Raw genomic sequence first — 22,986 nt, forward strand, 5'->3', positions numbered from 1 at the left:
GGCTCCACAATCCACGATATCGCACAAAACGAGAAATCAACGCCGCATTGTTCAAGCCCCAAACGCACTGAGAATCCAAGCTTGTTGTTGATTGACGCGCCGAAGCCTGAACGCCATGGCGTCGTCCCACGGAGCTTGCAATGACCATGAGAACTCGCTATCGACGCCGGGCCAAGATCTTTGCCGGTGCCCTGGCGATGGCGTCCGTGGGCGCATTAGCCGCTTGGGCCTTGACGCTTCGATCCGCGATGCCAGAGATAGAACGGCCCGTGGATGCGAAATTTTCCAAGGCGGAGATACAGCGGGGTGCTTCGCTCGCTGCGGTGGGGGACTGCGCCGTGTGCCATACGGCCGAGCGAGGGAAACCCTTCGCCGGCGGAAAGGCACTTGCCACACCATTCGGCACGCTCTATGCCACGAACATTACTCCTGATGCCGGTACCGGCATCGGTAGCTGGTCGGTCGAGGCCTTTCAGCGCGCCATGCGCGAGGGCGTAAGGAGAAATGGGGAGCATCTGTATCCGGCATTGCCCTATGAGCACTTCACGAAGACGAGCACCACTGATCTGGCGGCGCTGTACGCGTTTCTCATGACGCGCGAGGCCGTCGCTTCGCGGCCTCCGCCGAATGAACTCATTCCGCCGCTTGGCTTCAGACCGTTGCTGGCGGGCTGGAAGTTTCTCTTTCTCCCTCAAACGCCTTACATCCCGGATGCCACGAAGAGTGCCGAATGGAACCGCGGCGGCTACTTGGTCGAAAGCCTCGGGCATTGCGGTGGCTGTCACACACCGCGCAACGCGCTCGGGGCGGAAAAGTCTCACCTCGCGCTGACCGGCGGCAGCGCCGAGGGATGGATCGCACCGCCGCTTGACGGCAGTAACCCGTCGGTGTCGCGCTGGAACGCCGATTCTCTCTTTCGCTATTTGCGCACCGGTGCGGATGCCCGGCATGGCATGGCGGGCGGCCCGATGGGCCCGGTATCGCATGCGCTGGCAGGCGCATCGGAAGACGACGTGAAAGCCATTGCGGTCTACATCGACGCAGCGATGCATCCTGCGGGCGGCACGCAGCCCAGGTTATCGCCTGCGGCAGGGGCACTGATCGATCACACTGAATCCGCGGCGCGAGAACAGCCCGTCGGCGCCATCCTCTTCGCGGGCGCTTGTGCAGGGTGTCACGGCGATGGGGCACCCATGTCGAGGGTAGGGCGCGCGCCGCTTTCGCTCGTAACATCCGTCCAAGCGGGCGAGCCGCACAACACCGTGATGGCCATCTTGCAGGGGTTGCGCACCTCCACCCCAGAACAGCGGCCCTTCATGCCCGGATTCTCCGATGCGCTGAGCGATGCGCAGGTCGCAGCGCTCGCGGCCTATGTACGGGCCCGATTCACCGATCAGCCGCCATGGAGCGACCTGGAACGCAGCGTGGCAACGGCCCGCAAGGAAGGCACATCGCCATGACACTCCATCTCCAAATCAATGGCGTGCGTCGCGTGGTCGCAACCGATCCATCAACACCGCTGCTGTACGTGTTGCGTAACGACCTGGCGCTGAATGGCGCCAAGTACGGCTGCGGGCTTGGGCAGTGCGGCGCCTGCACCGTGCAAGTCGATGGTCGCGCGGTCTTTTCGTGCGTGACGCCCATCGCTGCGCTCGAGGGGCGGACTATCCGTACTATCGAAGGGCTCGGCAATGCCGGGAAGCCGAGCGTTCTGCAGCAGGCGTTTGAACTGGAGCAAGCGGCCCAATGCGGCTACTGCATCGCGGGCATGGTGATGCGTGCGCAGGCACTGCTTGACAAGAATCCACGACCCAGCGACGACGAGATCCGTGCCCACATGCAGCCGAACCTGTGTCGCTGCGGGACGCACGTGCGCATCCTGCGCGCGATTCGTCGCGCCGTCGACATGCTGAGCGCTCGGGTGGCGACTGGAAAGGACATGCCGTGAGTACGCCGCAAAACCTTCCATTTCGGCGCCGTTCACTGCTTGCCGCCGGCGCTCTTGTCGTCGGTTTCTCCCTTTTGCAAAGAGCGCGGTCGCAATTGGCCGGCGGCGGCGAGGGGAGTGCCGCACCAGAGGTGATTGCGCCCGATTTGGCGGGCGATCTGAAGCGCACACCGCTCCTCGACGCCTGGATCCGCATCGACTCGGATGGAAAGATCACCGTGTTCACGGGAAAGGCCGAACTCGGGCAGGGCATCCGAACGGCGCTCATCCAGGTGGCCGCTGAGGAGCTGGACGTGATGCCCGCGCATATCGCGCTAGTGACCGCCGATACAGCACGAACACCGAACGAAGGACTGACCGCTGGCAGCCACTCGATGCAGGACAGCGGCACGGCGATCCAGAACGCCTCGGCAAACGTCCGCATGCTGCTGACGCGCGCAGCAGCAACACAGTGGGGAGTGAGCGAAGCGTCCGTGCAGACGACCGGCGACGGCCGGCTGCTGTCCAGCGACGGACGTTCCGCAGGCTATGGGGAAGTCGCGGCGCGGTTGTCGATGCATGTGTCGGCGCTGGCGAATGTACCGCTGCGCGAGCCTGCCCGATTCCGCACGATGGGCAAGTCATTGCCACGCGTCGACATTCCCGCCAAGCTGAGCGGCGGCGTCGCCTACGTGCACGACATACGGCTGCCCGGCATGTTGCATGCCCGTGTGGTACGCGGGCCCAGCTACGGCACGCGTCTGACGCAGGTCGATGCAGCCGCCCTGGCTCGCCTTCCAACCGATGTCAAGGTGGTGCGGAACGCTGGCTTCATGGCGGTCGTTTCCGAAAGCGAATGGAGCGCCATCATCGCGATGCGTCAGTTGCAGGCGGGCCGTTTCATGCGCACCGCACCGCCGTTACCGCTCACGACGGTGACGCAGACGCTCAAAAGCCTGCCATCGCGCAATATTGTCATCCTCGACACGAACGACCGCACCGCGCCGGCGACACGCACCATCAAGGCGAGCTATGTGCGGCCTTGGCTTCACCATGGCTCGATCGGTCCGTCCTGCGCGGTGGCGTTGTTCAAAGACGATGTGATGACCGTATGGAGCCACAGCCAAGGGATTTTCGATGTCCGTCGCGTTGTGGCGGACCTTCTCGATTTGCCACTGAACAAGGTGCATGCGATCCACGCCGAGGGTGCCGGCTGCTATGGGCAGAATGGCGCCGACGATGCCGCCGCCGACGCTGCCCTCATCGCACGCGCAGTGCCGGGTCGGCCGATCCGGCTCCAGTGGATGCGCGAACAGGAGCAGGGCTGGGAGCCACTGGGCCCTGGCATGTTCACGGAGTTGGAAGCATCGCTCGATGCGGATAACCGCATCGTTGCATGGCGCCATGACGTCTGGAGCAACCCACACAACAACCGCCCGGTGGGCGCGGGCGGCGTGATTGCGGGTCAGGAAGTGAGCCCGTCCTTCCCGATGCCGGAAGGCAAGCCGATTCCAATGCCCGAAGGTGACGGCAGCCGGAATTCGAACCCGCTCTATGCGCTGGCCAACATGAAGGTCAACTACCATTTCATCAAGGATATGCCGCTGCGCGTGTCCGCGCTGCGCTCGCTCGGTGCGCACCTCAATGTGTTCTCGATCGAATGCATGTTCGACGAACTGGCCAAAGCGGCCGGCGTGGATCCGCTGACGTTGCGGCTGGCTCATATGAAGGACGAGCGTGCGCGCACCGTGATGCAGACGGTCGCACAGCGCTTCGACTGGTCGAAACGGCCGCGCGGCGGCGCATTGAAAGGCTGCGGCATGGCATTTGCCCGCTACAAGAACATCGGTGCGTACTGCGCCATCGCGATGGAAGTCGAGGTCGAGCAGGAGACCGGCCGCATCGCGGTGCGGCGCGTGGTCTCTGCAGTGGACAGCGGGCAGGCGGTGAACCCCGACGGAATTCGCAACCAGATCGAAGGCGCGATCGTCCAGTCGCTCAGCTGGACAACGGCCGAGCAGGCGACATTCGACTCGACGCACAGGAGCAGCTTCGACTGGAGCGCTTATCCCATCCACAGATTCTCCGACGTGCCCCATTCGATCGAGGTGCACATCGTCGATCGGCCCGGCCTGCCTTTCCTGGGCACGGCAGAAGCCGGTCAGGGACCTGCTGCCGCGGCGCTTGCGAATGCACTGGCAGATGCCACTGGCCAGCGCCTGCGTGAGATGCCGCTGAGTCCGCAACGCGTCAAGCTCATGCTAGGCGCTTCCCCTGGGAGTGCCTCATGACGACGGATATCCCTTGCACGTGTCAACATTTCCGCCAGCGGTATCGCATCGGCGGTTAGCGAGGGCGCGATGGCCATTGCCTTCGCCCATCAACATCTGGCCGGAAACCAGGGACACTCGGCCTCGACCTTGGCACCGACACCATGCCGCAGAACGGTCCCATTCCGCGCTACTACCGCGCCGCGTCCGGCGGCGGCACGGCACGCGGGGGCAGGCCTGATGCTTCACGGCATTGCGCCTGATTTCCTTCAGGCCCTTGCGCATGTTGATGCCCATGGCGTAAAGCCCGGCCGTGCCTCCGTTGTAGCGAATCTCGAACTGGAAATTCCTAGGTGAGGCAACGTCGCCGAGCAACTCTTTGAATGTTTCTTCAGACTCACCGGTTTCGATCCAAGCGAGGCCGCTGCCCTTCGCACCCCCGGAACCAGGCACGACGGGTAGGCTGGCCACGTGCTGGCCTGCGCCGGGTTTGAAGTACATGTTCGGCTTTCCGATGGGCCATGCAACCATCGCGCTCGGCGTCTGGAGCTCAAAGCCCCGTACCGTTCATCAGCTGTCGACCAGCGTCCTTGCCGGTCGTGCTCACGTCGACTGTCGTCTTGTGATCGGCGGCGAACGCGAACCGACGTCTACCGTCCAGCGCGCGAGAGTCGGTTCCCTGTTCTGCTGACCCATGGCCCATATGCCAAGGGGCCGGCATTTCAGGATGGTTGCCGTATGCCGGAGGCAGTGATGAAGGAAGCGGCTGTCTCGCTATGCATGCACTGAGGGGATTGTCATGGCCACTATCACGCAGCGAACCACACACTTTACGTTGCGCTTTCTCGCGCAACCCTGCACCGTCAACTTTGGTGGCAAGGTGCATGGCGGTACCGTCATGAGCTGGATAGACCAGGCAGGATACGCATGCTCAAGCGGATGGTCGCAGCGCTACTGCGTCACCGCCTATGTCGGCGGAATCCGTTTCGTCAGACCCATCAAGATTGGTGATGTTGTCGAAGTGGAAGCGCGGCTTGCGTACACAGGGGACACGTCCATGAATATTGCGGTCGAGGTGCGTTCGGGCGACCTTAAAGGTGGTGGACTGGAGAAGACAACGGAGTGCGCCATCGTCATGGTGCTTGTCGATGCGGACGGAAAACCGGTCGCAGTGGAGCCATTTCATCCGACCGATGATGCGGGGAAGACGCTGGCCGCTGAAGTGAAGAAACGCCTCGTTGGGCGTTGAGAACCAGGTCCAGTTGCAAAAGGCATCCAATGTCTGCCCTCACGGCTCGCTCTTCAGCCTTCGCTGGCTCGTGTGACGTGTTGCTCGAGAAACTCCAGCAGGGCCTGAACCTTTCGCGAATGCCGTCTATTGGGCAGATAGGCGGCGTACACGGAGACGGTCTCCTGCTGTGGGTTGACCTGCCAGTCCTCAAACAGCCGCTGCAGCTTGCCAGCGCGAACGTCGTTGCCGACCAGCCACTGGGGAAGCAGCGCGATGCCGACGCCGCCAAGAACCGCCTCGCGAAGCATGTCGGAGCTGTTGACGAGGAAGCGCCCACCAATTTCGACCTGTTCGGTGTCACCGCCACGCAGGAAAGCCCAGCGCTGTCTGCCTGGCTGATACGAGAACCGCAAGCACTCATGCGCCGCCAGGTCCTGGGGTTTCAGGGGCAAACCCGCGCGCTCAAGGTACTCCGGGCTCGCGACGACGAACCGGTGGTGCTCACCCAGCGTGCGGACGACCAGATTGGGTTCCTGGGACCGAACGCCAATGCGGACGGCTACGTCGATGCGCTCGCTTGCGAGGTCGAGGTAGGCATCCGAAAGCACCAGGTCCAGGGAAACGCGAGGATAGGTCTTGAGGAAGCTCGCTATATGAGGTCCCAGACACAGGCGCCCGTAAGTGACGGGCATCGACACCCGAAGCGGCCCAACCGGCTCTCCGCTGGTGTCTGCAACGCTGTCGTCTGCCTCCTCAAGTTCGGCGATGACCCGAAGGACTTGCTCAAGGTACGCGGTTCCGGTATCGGTCAGCGTGACTTGCCGGGTTGTTCGTGTGAGGAGGGCCGTGCCCAACGACTGCTCCAAGGCATCTATGAGCCGCGTCACCGAAGACGTGGCCACGCCCATGCGACGCGCCGCCTCAGAAAAGCCACGAGATTCCGCTACTTCGACGAATGCCTGCAAGGCTTGCAATTTATCCATATAACATTTGTTGCGCAAGGCGCAAAGCTGGGTTGCATTTCTAACATATTCTCTATTCTGCCTGCAACGCTTATCTTCTATGCATCCCAACAAGGAGTTCAAAGATGAAATCAGTCGAAGTAGAAGTTGTTTCCGACTTTATTTGCCCGTGGTGCTGGATTGGCCACCGGAATTTGAAGGACGGCATCGAGCGCGCCGGCCTCGATGCGGCGGCCGTTCAGTTGCGGTTCGTTCCGTACGAGCTCAATCCCCAAATGCCCAAGGAAGGCTTGAACCGCAAGGAATACCGCAGCCGCAAGTTCGGCAGCTGGGCGCGCTCGCAAGCCATGGATGCCGACGTCGCGATGGCTGGACAACGCGTAGGCGCACAGTTCAACTATGACCGGGTGGCGGTCACACCGAACACGCGTCAGGCGCACCGGCTGATGTACTGGGCGCAGTTGCAAGGCGACGGCGCCAAGAGTGCGGCGCTCTACGAGGCCATCTTCTCGGCGTACTTTTCCGAAGGCAAGAACATCGGCATTGTCGATGTCCTGGTGGACCTGGCAGTGGCCAATGGCTTCAATGGGGATGTCGTGCGCGCCTTCCTGGAAACCCACGAAGGGGAGCGCGAGGTTGTTGCGTCAGAGCTTCGCGCCTCGGTCGCCGGGGTGCAGTCGGTTCCCACGATTCGCATCGCAGGCGTTCAGGTCAGCGGCGCGCAGCCCTCCAACGTGATGGCACAAGCGTTGCGCGCAGCGGCGGTCGCAGAACCGGTGGCCTGAGCATGAACCAAACCGGCGTCATGGGCCCAGTCAACCGGGCTTATTCAATCGCGCTGGGCGCGGGCCGGATGACCATGGGTCTCATGACACCGGCTGCACGTCCGGCCGGGTCGATGGCCGACATGGCACTGGAGCGGAAGATTGCTGAACGAGCGGACCACCACGGCTTTGCTGCCTTGTGGGCACGCGACGTGCCGTTGATGGTCCCCCAGGGCGCTGACAACGAGTCCAGTCCCTTGGACGACCCGTTCCTGTGGCTGGCGACACTGGCTGCCGTCACGCGCAACATCGCCCTCGGCACCGCCGCCGCTGTATTGCCGCTGCGCGACCCACTGCACTTGGCCAAATCGGCCTTGACCTTGGACCGCCTGAGCGAGGGGCGTTTCATCCTGGGCCTCGGTTCGGGTGACCGGCCCGCGGAGTTTGCCGCGTTCGGGGAAACGTTCAGTGACCGCGGCGAAAGGTTTCGGAGTCAGTGGAATGTGCTGCGCTCGGCGCTGGAGCCGCGTTCGTCCGAACGCGCACCCCTGCTACAGGCCACCGGTGGGTACGACCTCATGCTTGCCCCCATCACTCGCGTCCCGATGGTTGTGGTCGGCTCGGCACGCCAGTCCCTTCAGTGGATTGCAACCAATGCCGACGCCTGGGCAACCTATCACCGTGACGAGGTGCGCCAGCAGGGTCGAATTGGCCTGTGGCAGTCCGCGCTGCGCGACCGGGTGGGCGGCGAGCCGAAGCCGTTCGTGCAGTCCGTGCATCTGGACTTGCTGGAATCACCTGATGCGCCGGCAGAGCCGCTGGAGCTGGGCCTGCGCGCAGGTCGTCGCGCGCTGGTCTCGTATTTGGCCCGAATGGAGCGTGCGGGCGTCGGTCACGTCATGTTGCACCTTGCACAAGGCCCCCGGCCGGCCATGGAAGTGGTCGAAGAAATTGGATTGGACGTTCTGCCAGGCCTGGCCGCCGAATTGACGTCTCTGAAAGAGAAAGATTACTCATGAATACCACCAAAACCCCCCGTGCCATCATCATTGGGGGGTCTCTGGGCGGCCTTTTCGCTGCCACCTCGCTGCGTGCCATCGGCTGGGACGTGGACGTCTTCGAACGCTCACCACACGAACTCGACAGCCGCGGCGGCGGGGTGGTGCTGCAGCCCGACGTCCTGGCGGCTTTCCGCTTTGCGGGCATTGTCCACTCGAGTGCGCTCGGGGTGCAGTCGGGTGACCGCATTTACCTCAACCGGGATGACCGTGTCATACAGCGGCAGTTCATGCCGCAGACGCAGACCTCCTGGAACATGCTTTATGGCGCGATGAAGCGAGCGCTGCCAGCCGAGATGGTGCATGCCGGCGAGGAATTTACCCGCTTCGAGCAGGAAGGAGACCGCATTCATGCGCATTTCGCAAGCGGTCGAGTTGAAACCGGTGACCTGCTGATTGGTGCCGACGGGGCACGGTCATCGGTTCGCAAGCAGGTGATGCCCGGCCACGATCCGAGCTACGCCGGTTATGTTGCCTGGCGTGGGCTGGTGCCGGAATCGAGGCTGCCTGCCGATGCGGCGGCAGTACTGGGAGGTACGTTCGCCTTTCAACAAGGGCTTGGCCATCTCATGCTCGAATACATGGTCCCGGGCGAGGACGAGTCGACCACAAAAGGCGAGCGTCGCTGGAACTGGGTCTGGTACCGCAAGGTTGGCGCAGGTGCCAACCTCTCGGATTTGCTGACTGACCGCGACGGTGTCCGCCATGCGTTCTCTCTGCCGCCCGGCGCACCCAAGGACAGCGATATAGCCGAAATGCACCAGGCATCAAGAGACTTCTTGGCCCCGACATTTCAGCGCTTGGTAGAGGCGACCGATGAACCCTTCGTTCAGGCCATTCTGGACTTGCAGGTGCCGCAGATGGTTTACGGCCGGGTCATTTTGCTTGGGGACTCCGCGTTCGTGCCGCGGCCGCATACCGCCGGAAGTACGGCCAAAGCCGCCGCCAACGCCGTCGCTTTGGCCCAAGCGCTGCGTGCTGACGGCGCAGATGTCGACAAGAGTCTTGCCCATTGGCAGGCAGGGCAGCTTCGCCAAGGAATAGGAATGACCACATGGGGCATGTCCATCGGTGACCGGATCATGAACATTCATCCCATCGGTGCCCCGTCTGAAGAGGAGTGACATAAAACATGCGCGAGGACAAAACGCAGTGGCGCTAATGCTTGGGCAAAACGCGGAGGGTGAGGTCACTGGGGATGACCCGATTCATTGATGCAGATTGAATAGCAGCGCGACCCAGTAGCGCGTGTACGTCGAACGCAGGTCCGACTCTTAAGGCCGGAACGCGCCAATTCATGAACTGTTCATAGGATTTGGTTGGCCTCTCCGGTTTATTGAAGAAATGGAGAGTTACGCCCTCGGTAAGAGACTTGGTGGCGCTAAAGCGCCGTTGCATCTCTTCAGTGACCTCGACCCATTTTTTTAAGGGTTCGTTCGGCCGCAGCTCTGCTGCCGCTTGGACGCAGGACAAAATAACCGGCAGTGAGTGAGCTATCCCGGTGAGATCATCGGGCGCACTTATGACGCGCAAAAGCGCAGCAGCGGACGGAGTGAATAGCGGTGTTGTAGTTTCAAAAGACTTTGCACGACACGTGCATGCAGGCGCACGTGCTCCAGTTCAAAGACCAAAAGGAAGGGTGTTTTTTCGCCCGGTGTTGGGCGCTGAACTGGACGCTTTAGTCCATACTTTTTATTAAGGACGTCCAATATTTTTCAAATTCGAATTGTGATTTCTTTGTGACCCCAATGGTCGTGAATGAGTCGGATCATTGGAGGGGCAAGAAATCTGGTGTGACATCGAATCGATTCGCGGGAGATCTAAATAGGCGTCATGTCACGCCACCAGGCACTGGAGCAAAGTGCTGCAATACTGATAAAATCACGCTATAGAGTGTGAAAAAAGCATTTGGCACCGACTAAAACCTAACGAGTTACATATTAGTGTTTGAACTCTCATAACCCAAAGTCTAGGCTGGTAGCAAACGCCCACTTCATGTGGGCGTTTTGCTTTTGTGCCTACTCTGTGCCCATATCGTGCCCAGCCTGTGCCCACAAAATTTCTCAAAATTCAGTAGTGACCATTGGGCTATTTCTGTAGGTAGCCGTGTCACTGACCGACTGATGAGCGTCTCTGGTCGTAGGGACGGCCCGGTTCAAGTTCCGACAGACCTTATTTCAAAGGCGTCTTTTTGCGGTGTCGGCGGTGGTGGTCTCGATTGGGTGCATGTTGTCGATGACTTTGGCTACTTGTGTAGAGTCCGACTGACTTTGGTCCCACGTTGCAACGTCAAAGGAATGTATTTGCGCAGGATTTTCAGCGGTTCAAGATTCGTTCGCCTGCTCAGTGATTGGGCCTCTGTGGAGGTTGATGCGTCGAGGCAGGATTTTGCGGAACGACTGGGCGAGTGGCTGGGCGTTTTCGATGCCATCACGCTCCATGCGGCGCACCAGTCGATCAATACGGTTGACGAAAAGAAACCATCGGATGCGCCGCTGGCCAGAACCTTCGCCCTGGAAGAAGAATTTCAGCGGGTGCGAACGGCCCTGGTGAAGGCCATCACGGCAGGCGGTGCAGCCCCTGCCAGCGGCAAACTTGTCAGGAACCCCGTACCCCAGCCAGAAGCCGCCACGGAAACGGACGCTGGCTATGCACCGTATCACCAGCGTTATCTCGATCAGCAACGCCAGATGGCATTGAGGATTGATGCCTTGCGTGCCTATGTCCGGCAAGCCCTCACGAAGCTCTCTCCCCAACTCGGGCAGCTGGCAAGCTTCGATACCGTGATGGAGCAGATGCTCGGTGGTCGGGAGCAAAAACTGCTGTCAAGCGTGCCCGTGCTGCTTGAACGGCGTTTCGAGCACTTGCGCAAAACCCACCAGCTCGGGCTGGACGCTGCGCAGCAACAGGACGTCTTCGGCAAGGAGATGCAGGAAGTCTTGCTGGCGGAACTGGAGGTCCGGTTGCAGCCGGTCGTAGGATTGATTGAAGCATTCAGCAAAGAGGTTAAGAAGTAGCCATGAACAGGATTTTTTTTGCAGTCGCCTTCGCTATCGGTCTGATCACCGTGGCCTGGGTGGGCTCGGGGTTTGTCGGCTCGAGCTGGATGGCCCTGGTCATGACGGCGGTGATTGCCGGCGTGTATTTGCTGGGCGCGTTTGAACTCAGGCAGTTTCGAGTTGCCACGTCCTCGCTGGCGGCGGCGCTGGCCGACATTGCGCCGCCGCTGCCGGACATGAGCGTCTGGCTAGGTGGCGTTCACCCCTCTCTGCAAAACGCCGTGCGTTTGCGAATCGAGGGTGAACGGGTCGCCTTGCCGGGTCCCGCGCTGACACCGTACCTGGTGGGGCTGCTGGTGATGCTGGGGATGCTCGGCACCTTCCTGGGCATGGTCGTGACCTTCAAGGGGGCCGTGTTTGCTCTGGAGGGTTCGACCGATCTTCACGCTATCCGGTCGGCGCTCGCTGCACCTATCAAGGGCCTGGGGCTTGCATTTGGCACCTCGGTGGCCGGGGTGGCCGCGTCGGCCATGCTGGGCCTGCTGTCGGCCATCAGCCGCCGCGAGAGGGTGGACGTCGCGCGGCAGCTGGACTCCCGTATTGCGACCGTCTTTCGGCCGTTTTCGCTCGCCCATCAACGCCAGGAAACCTTCAAAGCGCTGCAGGTGCAGGCGAATGCCTTGCCCGACGTGGTCGACAAGTTGCAGGCCATGATGGAGGGCATGGAACGCCGGAGCCAGCAGTTGAACGAGCAACTGCTGGGCAGCCAGGCGCAGTTCCACCGCGAGGTGAGCGTTGCCTACACCGGTCTGGCCGACACCGTCGGGCAGTCCCTGAAAGACAGCCTGACGGCCAGCGCAAGGGTGGCGGGCGAGAGCATCAAGCCCGTGGTCGAGGCGGCGATGACGGAAATTGCGCAGGAATCGAAGCGCCTGCACGAGCGCGTGAGCGACGCAGCGCAGACGCAGTTGACGGGCCTCTCGGCCCAGTTCAGCGCCACCGCCCGCACCGTGTCCGAGACCTGGACGACGGCTCTCCAGAACCATGCGCGGACCAGCGAAAGCCAGGTCAATGGCCTGGACCGGGCACTGGCTGCCTTCACGGACACCTTCGAGCAGCGCGCCAGTGCCTTGCTGGCCACGGTCAACGAGGCCGTGTCCAGGTCGCAATCGGACCAGGCCTCGGCGGATCGGCAGAGGCTGGAGGCCTGGACGCAGGCGCTGGAGTCCATGGCGGCCACGCTGCACGGCGAATGGCAGCGTGTCGGGGCGCAGACGCTCGCCCAGCAGCAGGCCGTCTGCCAGACACTGGAGAAGACCGCCGGCGAGATCACCCAGCGCAGCAGCGATCAGGCAAGCCGGACACTCGCCGACATGACGCGGCTGTTGGCCCAGTCCGAAGCGCTCATTCGTTCGCGCGTGGACTCGGAGGCCGACTGGGTGAAGCAGCACGGCGACCGCATGGAACAGCTGGCCAGTTTGTGGCGCACGGAACTCGGTGCGCTCAGGCAAGAAGAGGCAACGCGCGGCAACGCCGCCGTCGAGCGGCTGGGCGAACTGCAGGCTGCGCTGGCCGGTCATCTGGCCACGCTGGGCGCCGCGCTGGAAACACCCATGACCCGGCTCCTGCAAACGGCCTCTGAAGTGCCCCAGGCCGCTGCCGAAGTGATTGCGCAGTTGCGGCAGGAAATGACCCGGCTCACCGAGCGGGACAACCTCGCGCTTGAAGAGCGCACCGGCCTGGTGGAACAAATCAGGGCGCTGCTTCAGACCATCAACCAGGCCTCGGGCGAACAACGTGCGGCCATTGAGTCGCTGGCCGCCTCTGCGGCGGCGGTGATGGACCAGGCCAGCCAGCAGTTTGCCGACACGCTGGGCGCGCAGGCGGGCAAGTCCGCGGAAGTGGCGGCGCAGGTGGTCGGCAGCGCGGTCGAGCTGGCTAGCCTGGGCGAATCCTTCAAGCATGGCGTCCAGCTTTTCAACGCGACCAATGAGAAGCTGATTGAAAGCCTGCAGCGCATGGAGGGCACCATGAACCAGTCCATGGCGCGAAGTGACGAACAACTCGCCTACTACGTGGCGCAGGCGCGCGAGGTCATCGACCTCAGCATCACGTCGCAGCAGGGCATTGTCGAAGACCTGCGCCAGCTCCACAGCAAGCAAGCCGCGCAGTCCGTGGGAGTCGCCGGATGATCGACCTTGACGAAAGGGGCGACGGCATGGAGCAGACCGCGCCGGTCTGGGCCGTTTTCGGGGACCTGATGTCGGGCTTGCTGGGCGCCTTCGTGCTGATTCTGGTCGGGGTGCTGGTGGTCCAGATGGACCTGATGGCCAACCTGGAGGCGGAGGTGCAAAAGCGCCGGGTGGAGGAGCAGCGCCGTATCGCCCTGGAAAAGGCTCTGGCCATTCCGCTGGCAACGGGCCGGGTCACGCTGAACAACGGACGCATTGGCATCAGTGGCAGCGTGTTGTTTCCCCTGAACTCGGATCAGTTGCGTCCCGAAGGCCGGCTGCTGTTGAAGAGTCTCGTGCCCCCGTTGCAGGTGTACCTGGGTGAGCGCGATGAACTGTTGATGGTGAGCGGTTTTACCGACGACAAGCCCATCCAGGAAGGCAACCAGCGCTTTGCGGACAACCTGCAGCTGTCGGCCCAGCGCGCCCTGACGGTGACCCGTGCCCTGATCGAGGAAGGCATGCCGTCGTCCCGGGCCTTTGCCGCGGCGTTTGGCGCAGAGCAGCCGGTAGCCTCCAATACGGATGAAAAGGGGCGCGCGCTGAACCGGCGCGTGGAAATGGCGCCGGTGCCCAAGTCCGCCAATGTGAAACCTTCCACCCATGAGTGAGTCGGGGCTCGCCGAAATGCCGCATTCGCAGCGGGATGGAGAAAAGTCGCTTCTGTCGTGGCATGCGTCCTTGCGAAACGAAGGAGCCCAGCGCCTCGATCCCGCGCGCTTTCATTACCTGGAGGTGCTGTCGCAGCGCATGGACACAGCGCCAGGCGAGGTGCGACGCATCCTGGAAGGCAAGTTCAAAGTTGCACTGGCGGACTATGGCGAACGCTTCAGGCAGGCGCAGAAGGCGGCCAGCGACGAGTTGGCGAGCCTGTCAGCCAGGCATCCGGACCTGGCTAGTGAACTGCACCGGCTTTTCGCGGCAGGCGATTACGGGGGCATGCGCCGGCTGGGCGCGCAATCGGCGTTCAACAGACCCTGCGCGCCGCTGGCCCAGCTGAACCAGTACATCCAGAACGTGAAGCAGGACGGCATTGATCACCGCCTGGGGAGTGGTCTTGGGTGCAGTCTGGTCAGCGACATGGAGGCCAGTTCTGAAATGGCGAGCGTGCGTCGCTTCAGGGAGGCGTGGTCCAGGATTGCTGCCGAGGACCAGGTGGACCAGGCCGTCGAGCGAGGGCCTGTCAACGCCGGCCCGCTGAATTCGCACATGCTTGTGCTTCGTTCCCTTGCGCTGATGCGCAAGCTGTCACCCGACTACCTGCGGCGCTTTCTGTCGCATGTGGATACCTTGCTGTGGCTCGATCAGGCGAACCAGAAATACACGCCAGTGACGGCGAAACCGGCGCGTCGAAGCCGGCAGAAGAAATGAAGGCGAGTTGCGTGTGATTTGAGTCCTGCTATCTGCTATCTGCGATGTGCTCATGCAGATCAAGCGCCACCTCGATCTCTGCTGGATCGAAAGCGGTGATCAGCAGATAAGCGCCGGCATCCTGCGTATCAAGGCGCTTAAGCAGTGGTGGATTATTGAGAATCTTGCTCCCCGCCTGGTGCTCACCACCCATGAGCTGTGGGCCCTGAAGACCGGTCAACCCCCAGCAAGCCGGGCAGTGCATCGCAAGCCTTCACTCCGCTGGTCACACTCATCCGCTACGCAGGCGATGAACCCAACGATCTGGAACTGGTGTGCAACGCCATGGACCGGATCAGGAAGCTGCCTGCGGGCGCTGCGATCGCGCGCCGCTGGGCCGCGTTTGGGAAGTCATCACATCATGAACATCTACCCGCTGCAATTTGAAGTTCTGCAAATCAATGCCCAGTTGGAAAAGTCCACATTGACGGCTGGCGTCTGAGAGTTCCATGTCGCCGAACTTGATGAACCACTGGCAAGATGCGGCATGGCCAAGCTAAAACAGCCCAAGCGCATGATTCATCCATTGGAAATTCTCGTCTTAGCCAGATTGGGGGCGCTGATGGTCTGCTCTTTTTTACGCCCGTTATTTCTGCTGGAGCAGATTGGAATTTAGAAGTGAATTTCTTTACGTGTTGGGCGGTCGCAGGACCTGGTTGGCATCATCGCGCAGTTGCATTGCAATGCTGGCCGCCAGGTGGAGGCGGCGCAGCACCCACGGGCTGAGGTCGCTTTCAAAAGGGTCTGGCAACGCCACTGGGCCTGGTGAAGCATCGGTGCAAGGCGCGTCAGCGGCCGTTGCTGGCGGGTTGGCAATCAGGGTGGCTTCGATGATTTCGGCTGTCTGCATCAGTGGTGCGCGAATCTGCTCGGCATTGAGGCGTCCGCGACGCAGCAGCAGCATCGTTTTGACTGAGGTGAGTTGCGCGAGCAACTGGTAGCTGTGCGCGAGCAGCCTCCCAAGAGGCTCCAGCGGTGGGCGGACCGCGCGCGGCTCGGAGAGTGAGCGCTGGGTGGCCTGGACCAATGCCGAGAGGCTGTCATAGGCTTCACGCCGTGCGAGCCGCCATTCGAGTTCCGGCTCGTTGTCGACCGCCTGCAATTGACCCAGGCCCAGCGAGACGCGTGCATGGCGCACCTGGGCCGACAGCGTGCGAGCCACCAGCGCGGGGATCTGCGTGCGCTCCCATGAAGGCAGCACATAGCTGAAAGCCCAGGCGATGGCGACGCCTATCAGCGTGTCGGCCATGCGTTCGATCACGTCGAAGGCGGGACTCAGCTCCGCATTGAGCATGTGCGCCTGTACAAGGCCGAGCACTGTGGCCGCGACCGCCGTGACCAGATAGCGCCTGATGGCGAGGGCGTGCGCCACCGCCTGCGCGAGTGTCACGACCCCGAGCAGCACGGCCACCGGGGCATGCATGGACAGCAAGGCCGCGGCCAGAATACAGCCGATCAGCGTGCCTGCCACGCGGCTGTTGCGCCGTTCCAGCGTCTGGGCAAGGCTGCCGCGCAGAACCACCACAATGGTCAGCAAAATCCAGTAGTCGTGCGTGCCCCAGGGCAGCCCGAGTGAAAGGAGATAGGCGCTGCCGACGGCCAGCGCGGCGCGGATGGCGTGGCGCAGCGGCGGCGCATCCCAGCGCCACAGGGCGAAGAAAGGCCGCCAGGACCAGGCGGTTGGGCTCACAAACATTTGCCAGGCGGCGCGCACCACGGCCAGGTCGGGCTTGGCCTCGCCGCGCGCCAGTGCGATCAGGCGCAGGGTTTCATCATTGATGTTGCCGACGCGATTGGCCAGCCCGCGCGCCAGCATGGCTGGCGAGGGTGTGGCCTTATTGCCAGACGGCGGTGCATCTTCGCCCCAGTACAGCACCGCCAGTTGGGGGCGGCGGCTTTCAACGGGAGGCGGCTTGCGGCCGGCCAGCAGGGCGTCGGCCAACTGCTCGATCTCGTCGGCCAGGGCATCAAGAACCTCGCGCAGGGCATCCAGCACCGGTGCATGGCCGGGATGGGCCTTCAGCGTGTCGAGGTCGAGCTCGCAGGCCAGCAAGTGGTCGCGCATCTCCAGCACCTGGATCAGCATGCCGGCCAGCTGCTGCCGGCGCGGGGTGCGCGGCGATTCAAGCAGGATGTTTCGGGCCATTTGAAGTTGGTCGGTCAGTGCCGCCTGTTGTTTCAGCAATTGGCCAATCAGGGGTGCGTGGCGGCCGCGCTCCTCCGCGGCTGCCGGTGTGAACTGGCGCGACTGCGTGCGCATGAGACTGGTCAGCGATAGCAGCGTGTCCGCGAGCATCTGGACACGGTAACGCGCGTTGAGAGCCGCATTGGCGAGCGTCGCCCAAACCAGATAGCAGCCCGCGCCGAGCGCGAAATACAGGCTGCTGGACAGCGCGGATCCACCCGTGGAGTGCCCCGGCATGGCCATAGAGAAGATCATCGCGAACATGATGGACACCGCGATCGGCAGGCCGCGCTTGCCCCAGGCGCCCGCCAGGAAGGCGATAAAGGTGGCCGGCACCAGCAGCAGCCCCAGGTGAACAGGGGTGGCGTGCAGCACTTGGACGCCGAAGAAAAGTGGCAGACCGATCAGCGCCGCCGGCAGCAACTGCCAGAACTTCCCGCGCCTGGGAGCCGGCTGGTCGGGCGGAATGCACACGATGACGCCTACCGAGGCGGCTGAGGCGGCGAAAGCGCCCACAAACAGGTGCACGGCACTCGATATCAGCAACAGGCCGAGCGCAGCCGACAGACCAATCGTGATGTAGTAGCTCAGCGCGAAACGCAGGGCCGCCCGGGCGCGGCGTTGGGTGAAACGGGGGATCTGCATGGTGAATGGATTGAATGGCAAATCGGTATGAAAAGCAATTAGAGCGCAATTGTCTCGTCCGACCTGCATGGCCCGCTCGCCCCGTGCGGGTGATCGACATGGCGGATTCAAATTTGAAGTGCAACACCTTAACCAGGTAAGAAGGTGTCTCGCTGATAGACCGATGGAACCGGGGCCAGGGGCTTGACCAGACAATGTCGGTCAAGCCTCGGTTCAGTTTGGCGCTGAATCGGGGAGTACGGCTGTGACTTCAATCTCGATCTTCGCGCGCTCTTCCACCAGGGCGGCCACCTCTATGCAGGTCATGGCCGGGAAGTTTTTTCCCATGACTTCGCGGTAGACACCGCCCAACTCCTTGAGCCTGGCGACATATTCAGCCCGGTCCACGATGTACCAGGTCATGCGCACCATGTGCTCCGGCCCGGCGCCGCCGGCCTTGAGTACGGCCGCGATATTTTGCAGCGTCTGCCGGGTCTGCGCGATGAAATCATCGCTTTCAAACTGCTGCCGGGCATTCCAGCCGATTTGTCCGCCCACGAACAGCATGCTTCCGCGTGCGAGGATGCCGTTGGCGTAGCCCTTGGGTTCTGCCCAGTCGGGAGGTTGAATTTTTTTGATCATGATGCTTGCGGGATTCGTTGGAGGTAGGGTAAAAGCGCGCTGCGCAGTTCATCGGGAATGCACACGGGTTTTCCGTGGGGGATCTCCGAATAAACCACCACGCCATGGGCTCTCAGCTTGAGGGTGGCCGTGCTGCCCGGCGTCTTGGGTGGGCCATGAATTTCATACTGCATCCCTATGCTTGCGTTGCCCACTTTGGTCAATTCAAGCGTCATCGTGAGTTCGTCGCCATGGCGGCACATGCCCATGAATTCGGTTTTCAGGTCCACGATGGGAACGCCCGTCCCGCTTGCGATCAAGGCATGTTCGGGAAAGCCGATGTGAGTCAGAAAATCTTCCTGCACCTCATGCAGCAGGTAAAAAAATTGCGGATAGAAAACAATGCCGGCTGGGTCGCAGTGATGAAAGCGCACCTGTTTGTAGGTCGTGAATTTCATGATTGCCGCAGTTTGAAGCGTTGCAGCTTGCCGGTTTCGGTGCGCGGCAGTTTGGGCACAAATTCAATTTTTCGCGGGTATTTGAAGGGCGCCAATGTGGCCTTCACATGGTCTTGCAGTGTTTTCGCCAGGCTGTCGCTGGCCAGCTGATCGGGTTTGAGCACCACGAAGGCCTTGACGATCATGCCGCGCTCGTCGTCGGGCACCCCCACCACGCCGCATTCGGCCACCGCCGGGTGTTTGAGCAGCGCATCTTCCACCTCCGGGCCGGCGACGTTGTAGCCCGCCGTGATGATCATGTCGTCGGCGCGCGCCTGGTAGAAGAAATAGCCATCGGCGTCCTGCATGAAGGCATCGCCCGGGTAGTTCCAGCCGTCCTTGACGTAGTTGCGCTGCCGCGCATCGTCAAGGTAGCGGCACCCGGTAGGGCCCATCACCGCCAGCTTGCCAATGGTGCCGCGCGGCACTTCCACGCCATCGTCATCCACCACCCTGGCGGAGTAGCCCGGTACGACCCTGCCAATCGCGCCGCGGCGAACATCGCCTCCCGCCGATGAAATGAAAATATGGAACATCTCGGTGGCGCCAATGCCATCAATGATTTCAATGCCGGTGGCGTCTTTCCAGAGCTGCCGCGTCGCATCGGGCAGTCCTTCGCCGGCGCTCACGCAGAGCCGCAGGCTGGGCACGCCATGCTGCCTGGAAAAGGCGGCCATCTGGCGATAAAACGTGGGTGCGGTGTAGCAGATCGTGGCGCCCACCTGCCTGATGAGCTTGACCATCGCCTCGGGGGTGTAGGGGATGGATGGGTAGTAGACAGACGCCCCGGCCCACATGGGAAAAATCAGCATGCCGCCCAGTCCGAAGGTGAAGGCCAGTGGCGGTGAGCCCATCACGATGTCTTGCGGCCCGGCCTGGAGCACATGGCGTGGCCAGGTTTCGCAGGCGGCAAGTATGTCGCGGTGCGTGTGCACCGCCGCTTTGGGTTTGCCGGTGGTGCCCGAGGTGAAGGCCATCATGGCGATGTCGTCGGCCGCAACCGGGCAGGGCGTGAACTGGCTGTCCTTTTGCGCCGAGAGCACCGCCAGGGAACCCGGCTCGTTCATGAGGTTGAACGGGACGATGGTCTGCAGCGTGGCGCTTTGGTCTTTGGCGATTTTCAACTCTTCCAGCAGGCTGGCATCGCACAGCGCCAGCACCGGCTGCGCTTTCTCAATGATCTCGCCCAACTCCTTGGCGCGCAGCAGCGGCATGGTGGCCACCGCCACCAGACCGGCCTGGACCACGCCCAGCCAGGCCAGCGCCATGCCTATGGAGTTGCCACCCCGCAGCAAGACCCGGTTGCCCGGCACCAGCTTGAAGTCTTCGGTCAGCACCTGGGCAATCCGGTTGACGCGGGCCAGCGCGTCGGCATAACTCAGTGTGATCCTGTCCGAGCGCAGAAAGGGCCTGTCGCTGTGCCCCTCCCGAGCGGCCTTGGCGAACAAGACCTCCACCAGATTGGCCCGGGCCGGTATGCGCAGCTCGGGCAGCGCATAGACCAGGGTCGGGCATTGGTCCTGCGGCGGCAGGCGGTCGTGCACGAATCGGTCGGTTTGCGCCGAAGGCGCGGGAGAGCTTGAAGCGTTCATGATTGCAATACCGCCTTGCCAATGATGAGTTGCTGAACTTCGGTCGCGCCTTCGTAAATGCGCAGCGAACGGATGTCGCGGTACAGGCTTTCCACCTTGGTGCCGACCTTGACCCCCAGGCCGCCATGCATCTGCAGCGCCATGTCGATCACGCGCTGGGCGTTTTCGGTGGCCGTCATCTTGGCCATCGCGGCGGCCACGGTGCGGTCTCTGCGGCCTTCGGCCTCTGCCGTGGTGCCTGCGGGGCTGCCGACGCGCTCGCCTTGTTCGTTGTGATGGTCGCGCATCCAGGCGGCGCGGTAGGTCAGCAGCGCCGCCGCATCCACCAGGGCTGCCATGTCCCCGAGTTTGGCCTGCGTCAGTTGAAAGTCCGCCAGCGTCTGGCCGAACATCTTGCGTTCCTTCGCGAAACTCACGGCCTCTGCGAGGGCGCGGCGTGCCATGCCCAGTGCGGCACCGGCCACCGAGGCGCGGAAAATGTCCAGCGTCTGCATGGCCAGCTTGAAGCCGCCGTGCAGCGTGCCCAGCTGGGCGGCGCCTGCCAGTTGGCAGTGGACAAATTTCAATGTGGCCAGCGGGTGCGGCGCCATCACGGCGATGTGTTCGCTGCTGTCCAGGCCCTTGGTGGAGGCGTCCACGATGAAGGCCGTGATGCCGCGCGTGCCGGCGTCGGGGTCGGTTTTGGCAAAGGTGACGTAAAAATCGGCAATGCCGCCATTGCTGATCCAGGTCTTGCACCCGTTGAGGGCCCATCCGGCCTCCAGAGCGGTGGCGCTTGTGCTCATGGCGCCCGCGTCGGAGCCCGCGTCCGGCTCGCTCAGCGCGAAGGCGGCGATTTTTTCACCACGGGCTACTGCCGGCAGGTAAGCCGCTTGCTGCGCAGGTGTGCCTGCCAGGGTGATGGCGCCGCTGCCCAGTCCCTGCATGGCAAAGGCGAAATCGGCCAGCGGGGAGTGAAAGGCCAGGGTCTCGCGCAGAATCACCAGCGCCCGGGAGTCCAGCTTGTCGAGTGCGCCGCCCAGCGTCCCCTCCTTGCCGGCTGGCACGCAGTAGCGCAGCCAGCCCTGGTCGCCCAGCAAGCTGACCCATTCCCTGCAGGCCCGGCGGTCATCGCTTTCGTCGACATGCTGCTGCGGCATCCAGTCGGCCAGCCGGTGGCCGAGGTCGCGGTGCACGTCGTCAAAAAATGGCAGCGTCAGGTGGGTAGTGCTTGATCTCATGCGTGGAATATCCTTGCTGATTGGTTTGCTTGACTCAATCCCCGCGGAACACGGGTTTTTGCCTGGCCGCAAACGCTTCATAGGCGCGTGTGAAGTCCTGGGTCTGCATGCAGATGGCCTGGGCCTGGGCTTCGGCTTCTATCGCCTGGTCCAGCGTCATGGCCCACTCCTGGTGCAGCATGGTTTTGGTCATGCCGTGCGCAAACGTCGGGCCGCTGGCAAGCTCATGCGCCAGCTTGTGGGCCGCACCCAGCAGTTCGGGCGGCTCATGCAGCGCGTTGAAAAACCCCCATTGCAGGCCTTCCTGGGCGTTCATGGCGCGGCCGGTAAACAGCAGCTCCGAGGCGCGGCCCTGGCCGATCAGGCGCGGCAGCAGTGCGCAGGCGCCCATGTCGGCACCGGCCAGGCCGACGCGCGTGAACAGGAAGGCGGTTTTGGCCTGGGCCGTGCCCAGCCGCAGGTCGGCGGCCAGCGCCATCATGGCGCCGGCACCGGCGCAGATGCCGTCGATGGCCGCCACGATGGGTTGCGGGCACAGGCGCATGGCCTTGATCAGGTCGCCGGTCATGCGGGTGAACTCCAGCAGTTCGGGCATGCGCATCTTCGTCAGCGGGCCAATGATTTCGTGCACATCGCCGCCCGAGCAGAAGTTGCCGCCCGCGCCCGTCAACACCACCGCCTTCACATCGGTGGCGCTGTTCAGTGCGCGAAACAGGTCGCGCAGCTCGGCATAGGAGTCAAAGGTCAGCGGGTTCTTGCGCTCGGGGCGGTTCAGGGTCAGCGTGGCCACGCCGCCCTCGAAGGCGTAGGCGAAATGTTGCGCCTGGTAGCCGGCCAGCGCGTCGAATTGCGCGTGCATGGGGTTGGTGGGGCCTATGTAGTGCTTCATGCGGTTTCCAGTTTGTGGTTGCTGTGTTGGTTGCCTGATGGGGCGCTGTGGTGCTGCTTGACCTTGCCGAGCAGCTTGTGCAGGGATTCCACTTCGCGCGGCGACAGGGCTTCAAAGGCCGCCACAATCCAGGCCTCGTGCTGGCGCGCCATCTCGTCAAACAGCTTGCGTCCGCGCGCCGTCAGGCGCACGCGGTAGGCGCGGCGGTCACCCTCCACCTCCATGCGTTCCACCAGCCCTTCGGCGACCAGCTGGTCGGTGATGCCGGTGACATTGCCGCCGGTCACCATCATGCGGCGCGACAGCTCGTTCATCTTCAGGCCGTCGGGGCTGCGCTCCAGTTGGGCCATCAGGTCGAAGCGGGGCAGGGTGGTGTCGAACTGCTCGCGCAGCTGGCTGCGCACCTGCTTTTCCACCAGTTGGGTGCAGGTCAGCAGCCGCAGCCAAAGCCGCAGGGCTTCGGGGTGCTCGCTATGGCCTCGTGCTTCCAGGTCCATGGGATTCCT

Annotated in this window: 21 protein-coding genes; 12 read left to right on the forward strand and 9 right to left on the reverse strand. The window is 62.7% G+C overall.

The window, feature by feature from the left end:
• The first annotated feature begins 140 nt into the window (after positions 1–140).
• Genes PJE01S_RS00315 through PJE01S_RS00325 form a run of 3 tightly spaced genes read left to right on the forward strand, consistent with a single transcriptional unit; the run spans position 141 to position 4,218 of the window.
• On the forward strand, positions 141–1,460 hold the full coding sequence (locus PJE01S_RS00315; protein WP_068831149.1) for a c-type cytochrome: 1,320 nt from the start codon (positions 141–143) through the stop codon (positions 1,458–1,460).
• Complete coding sequence (locus PJE01S_RS00320) at positions 1,457–1,948, forward strand: (2Fe-2S)-binding protein (RefSeq protein WP_068831150.1); 492 nt, start codon at positions 1,457–1,459, stop codon at positions 1,946–1,948. Before PJE01S_RS00315 ends, PJE01S_RS00320 begins: the two co-directional genes overlap by 4 nt.
• Positions 1,945–4,218, forward strand: coding sequence for a xanthine dehydrogenase family protein molybdopterin-binding subunit (locus PJE01S_RS00325; protein ID WP_068831151.1), 2,274 nt, complete (start codon positions 1,945–1,947; stop codon positions 4,216–4,218). Before PJE01S_RS00320 ends, PJE01S_RS00325 begins: the two co-directional genes overlap by 4 nt.
• On the opposite strand, the gene PJE01S_RS00330 is transcribed toward PJE01S_RS00325, so the two are convergent.
• A complete protein-coding gene (locus PJE01S_RS00330) occupies positions 4,213–4,698 on the reverse strand; it encodes a hypothetical protein (protein ID WP_157090179.1) in 486 nt (161 codons plus the stop codon). The genes PJE01S_RS00325 and PJE01S_RS00330 overlap by 6 nt on opposite strands.
• A 298-nt stretch (positions 4,699–4,996) precedes the next feature.
• On the opposite strand from PJE01S_RS00330, the gene PJE01S_RS00335 reads away from it, so the two are divergent.
• A complete protein-coding gene (locus tag PJE01S_RS00335) occupies positions 4,997–5,446 on the forward strand; it encodes an acyl-CoA thioesterase (RefSeq protein WP_068831153.1) in 450 nt (149 codons plus the stop codon).
• Positions 5,447–5,499: 53 nt separating this feature from the next.
• Here PJE01S_RS00335 and PJE01S_RS00340 read toward each other — a convergent pair whose 3' ends face one another.
• Positions 5,500–6,411 (reverse strand): LysR family transcriptional regulator, encoded by a 912-nt coding sequence (locus PJE01S_RS00340; RefSeq protein ID WP_068831154.1) that lies wholly within the window; start codon positions 6,409–6,411, stop codon positions 5,500–5,502.
• A gap of 104 nt (positions 6,412–6,515) precedes the next feature.
• Here PJE01S_RS00340 and PJE01S_RS00345 point away from each other — a divergent pair, with 104 nt between their 5' ends.
• From PJE01S_RS00345 to PJE01S_RS24930, 8 genes are all read left to right on the forward strand, one after another.
• Positions 6,516–7,175: a DsbA family oxidoreductase gene (locus PJE01S_RS00345; RefSeq protein WP_068831155.1), complete on the forward strand. Its 660-nt coding sequence runs from the start codon at positions 6,516–6,518 to the stop codon at positions 7,173–7,175.
• 2 nt (positions 7,176–7,177) lie between these two features.
• Positions 7,178–8,173 carry a TIGR03571 family LLM class oxidoreductase gene (locus tag PJE01S_RS00350; protein WP_245660505.1) on the forward strand — a complete coding sequence of 332 codons (996 nt, stop codon included), beginning with the start codon at positions 7,178–7,180 and terminating at the stop codon, positions 8,171–8,173.
• A complete protein-coding gene (locus PJE01S_RS00355; RefSeq protein ID WP_068831156.1) occupies positions 8,170–9,336 on the forward strand; it encodes an FAD binding domain-containing protein in 1,167 nt (388 codons plus the stop codon). Before PJE01S_RS00350 ends, PJE01S_RS00355 begins: the two co-directional genes overlap by 4 nt.
• A gap of 1,179 nt (positions 9,337–10,515) precedes the next feature.
• On the forward strand, positions 10,516–11,229 hold the full coding sequence (locus PJE01S_RS00360; RefSeq protein ID WP_068831157.1) for a DUF3348 domain-containing protein: 714 nt from the start codon (positions 10,516–10,518) through the stop codon (positions 11,227–11,229).
• Between the two features lie 2 nt (positions 11,230–11,231).
• On the forward strand, positions 11,232–13,403 hold the full coding sequence (locus tag PJE01S_RS00365; RefSeq protein ID WP_068831158.1) for a DUF802 domain-containing protein: 2,172 nt from the start codon (positions 11,232–11,234) through the stop codon (positions 13,401–13,403).
• A complete protein-coding gene (locus PJE01S_RS00370) occupies positions 13,400–14,053 on the forward strand; it encodes an OmpA family protein (RefSeq protein ID WP_068831159.1) in 654 nt (217 codons plus the stop codon). Before PJE01S_RS00365 ends, PJE01S_RS00370 begins: the two co-directional genes overlap by 4 nt.
• A gap of 70 nt (positions 14,054–14,123) precedes the next feature.
• A complete protein-coding gene (locus PJE01S_RS00375) occupies positions 14,124–14,813 on the forward strand; it encodes a DUF2894 domain-containing protein (RefSeq protein WP_169804346.1) in 690 nt (229 codons plus the stop codon).
• A gap of 52 nt (positions 14,814–14,865) precedes the next feature.
• Positions 14,866–15,294: a hypothetical protein gene (locus PJE01S_RS24930; RefSeq protein WP_157090180.1), complete on the forward strand. Its 429-nt coding sequence runs from the start codon at positions 14,866–14,868 to the stop codon at positions 15,292–15,294.
• A gap of 186 nt (positions 15,295–15,480) precedes the next feature.
• Here the strand turns inward: PJE01S_RS24930 and PJE01S_RS00385 are convergent, their stop codons facing one another.
• The 7 genes from PJE01S_RS00385 to PJE01S_RS00415 all read right to left on the reverse strand — a co-directional run bounded on the left by PJE01S_RS00385 (position 15,481) and on the right by PJE01S_RS00415 (position 22,977).
• On the reverse strand, positions 15,481–17,682 hold the full coding sequence (locus PJE01S_RS00385; protein ID WP_068831162.1) for an FUSC family protein: 2,202 nt from the start codon (positions 17,680–17,682) through the stop codon (positions 15,481–15,483).
• A gap of 213 nt (positions 17,683–17,895) precedes the next feature.
• Positions 17,896–18,303 carry a RidA family protein gene (locus PJE01S_RS00390; protein ID WP_068831163.1) on the reverse strand — a complete coding sequence of 136 codons (408 nt, stop codon included), beginning with the start codon at positions 18,301–18,303 and terminating at the stop codon, positions 17,896–17,898.
• On the reverse strand, positions 18,300–18,740 hold the full coding sequence (locus tag PJE01S_RS00395) for an acyl-CoA thioesterase (RefSeq protein ID WP_068831164.1): 441 nt from the start codon (positions 18,738–18,740) through the stop codon (positions 18,300–18,302). The genes PJE01S_RS00390 and PJE01S_RS00395 overlap by 4 nt, the downstream gene beginning before the upstream one ends.
• On the reverse strand, positions 18,737–20,371 hold the full coding sequence (locus tag PJE01S_RS00400) for an AMP-binding protein (protein WP_068831165.1): 1,635 nt from the start codon (positions 20,369–20,371) through the stop codon (positions 18,737–18,739). Before PJE01S_RS00400 ends, PJE01S_RS00395 begins: the two co-directional genes overlap by 4 nt.
• Positions 20,368–21,591 (reverse strand): acyl-CoA dehydrogenase family protein, encoded by a 1,224-nt coding sequence (locus tag PJE01S_RS00405; protein ID WP_068831166.1) that lies wholly within the window; start codon positions 21,589–21,591, stop codon positions 20,368–20,370. The genes PJE01S_RS00400 and PJE01S_RS00405 overlap by 4 nt, the downstream gene beginning before the upstream one ends.
• Positions 21,592–21,625: 34 nt before the next feature.
• On the reverse strand, positions 21,626–22,480 hold the full coding sequence (locus PJE01S_RS00410) for an enoyl-CoA hydratase family protein (RefSeq protein ID WP_068831167.1): 855 nt from the start codon (positions 22,478–22,480) through the stop codon (positions 21,626–21,628).
• Entirely contained in the window at positions 22,477–22,977 is a 501-nt protein-coding gene (locus tag PJE01S_RS00415; RefSeq protein WP_068831168.1) for a MarR family winged helix-turn-helix transcriptional regulator, read from the reverse strand. The genes PJE01S_RS00410 and PJE01S_RS00415 overlap by 4 nt, the downstream gene beginning before the upstream one ends.
• Between the last annotated feature and the right edge of the window lie 9 nt (positions 22,978–22,986).

This window comes from Polaromonas jejuensis NBRC 106434 (assembly GCF_001598235.1).
GTDB classification, from domain to species: domain Bacteria; phylum Pseudomonadota; class Gammaproteobacteria; order Burkholderiales; family Burkholderiaceae_C; genus Polaromonas; species Polaromonas jejuensis.

Coding starts and splice junctions, on each gene's coding strand:
- PJE01S_RS00315 (WP_068831149.1), top strand. CDS start 141: ATGACCATGAGAACTCGCTATCGACGCCGGGCCAAGATCTTTGCCGGT.
- PJE01S_RS00320 (WP_068831150.1), top strand. CDS start 1,457: ATGACACTCCATCTCCAAATCAATGGCGTGCGTCGCGTGGTCGCAACC.
- PJE01S_RS00330 (WP_157090179.1), bottom strand. CDS start 4,698: ATGTACTTCAAACCCGGCGCAGGCCAGCACGTGGCCAGCCTACCCGTC.
- PJE01S_RS00335 (WP_068831153.1), top strand. CDS start 4,997: ATGGCCACTATCACGCAGCGAACCACACACTTTACGTTGCGCTTTCTC.
- PJE01S_RS00340 (WP_068831154.1), bottom strand. CDS start 6,411: ATGGATAAATTGCAAGCCTTGCAGGCATTCGTCGAAGTAGCGGAATCT.
- PJE01S_RS00345 (WP_068831155.1), top strand. CDS start 6,516: ATGAAATCAGTCGAAGTAGAAGTTGTTTCCGACTTTATTTGCCCGTGG.
- PJE01S_RS00350 (WP_245660505.1), top strand. CDS start 7,178: ATGAACCAAACCGGCGTCATGGGCCCAGTCAACCGGGCTTATTCAATC.
- PJE01S_RS00355 (WP_068831156.1), top strand. CDS start 8,170: ATGAATACCACCAAAACCCCCCGTGCCATCATCATTGGGGGGTCTCTG.
- PJE01S_RS00365 (WP_068831158.1), top strand. CDS start 11,232: ATGAACAGGATTTTTTTTGCAGTCGCCTTCGCTATCGGTCTGATCACC.
- PJE01S_RS00370 (WP_068831159.1), top strand. CDS start 13,400: ATGATCGACCTTGACGAAAGGGGCGACGGCATGGAGCAGACCGCGCCG.
- PJE01S_RS24930 (WP_157090180.1), top strand. CDS start 14,866: ATGCAGATCAAGCGCCACCTCGATCTCTGCTGGATCGAAAGCGGTGAT.
- PJE01S_RS00385 (WP_068831162.1), bottom strand. CDS start 17,682: ATGCAGATCCCCCGTTTCACCCAACGCCGCGCCCGGGCGGCCCTGCGT.
- PJE01S_RS00390 (WP_068831163.1), bottom strand. CDS start 18,303: ATGATCAAAAAAATTCAACCTCCCGACTGGGCAGAACCCAAGGGCTAC.
- PJE01S_RS00395 (WP_068831164.1), bottom strand. CDS start 18,740: ATGAAATTCACGACCTACAAACAGGTGCGCTTTCATCACTGCGACCCA.
- PJE01S_RS00400 (WP_068831165.1), bottom strand. CDS start 20,371: ATGAACGCTTCAAGCTCTCCCGCGCCTTCGGCGCAAACCGACCGATTC.
- PJE01S_RS00405 (WP_068831166.1), bottom strand. CDS start 21,591: ATGAGATCAAGCACTACCCACCTGACGCTGCCATTTTTTGACGACGTG.
- PJE01S_RS00410 (WP_068831167.1), bottom strand. CDS start 22,480: ATGAAGCACTACATAGGCCCCACCAACCCCATGCACGCGCAATTCGAC.
- PJE01S_RS00415 (WP_068831168.1), bottom strand. CDS start 22,977: ATGGACCTGGAAGCACGAGGCCATAGCGAGCACCCCGAAGCCCTGCGG.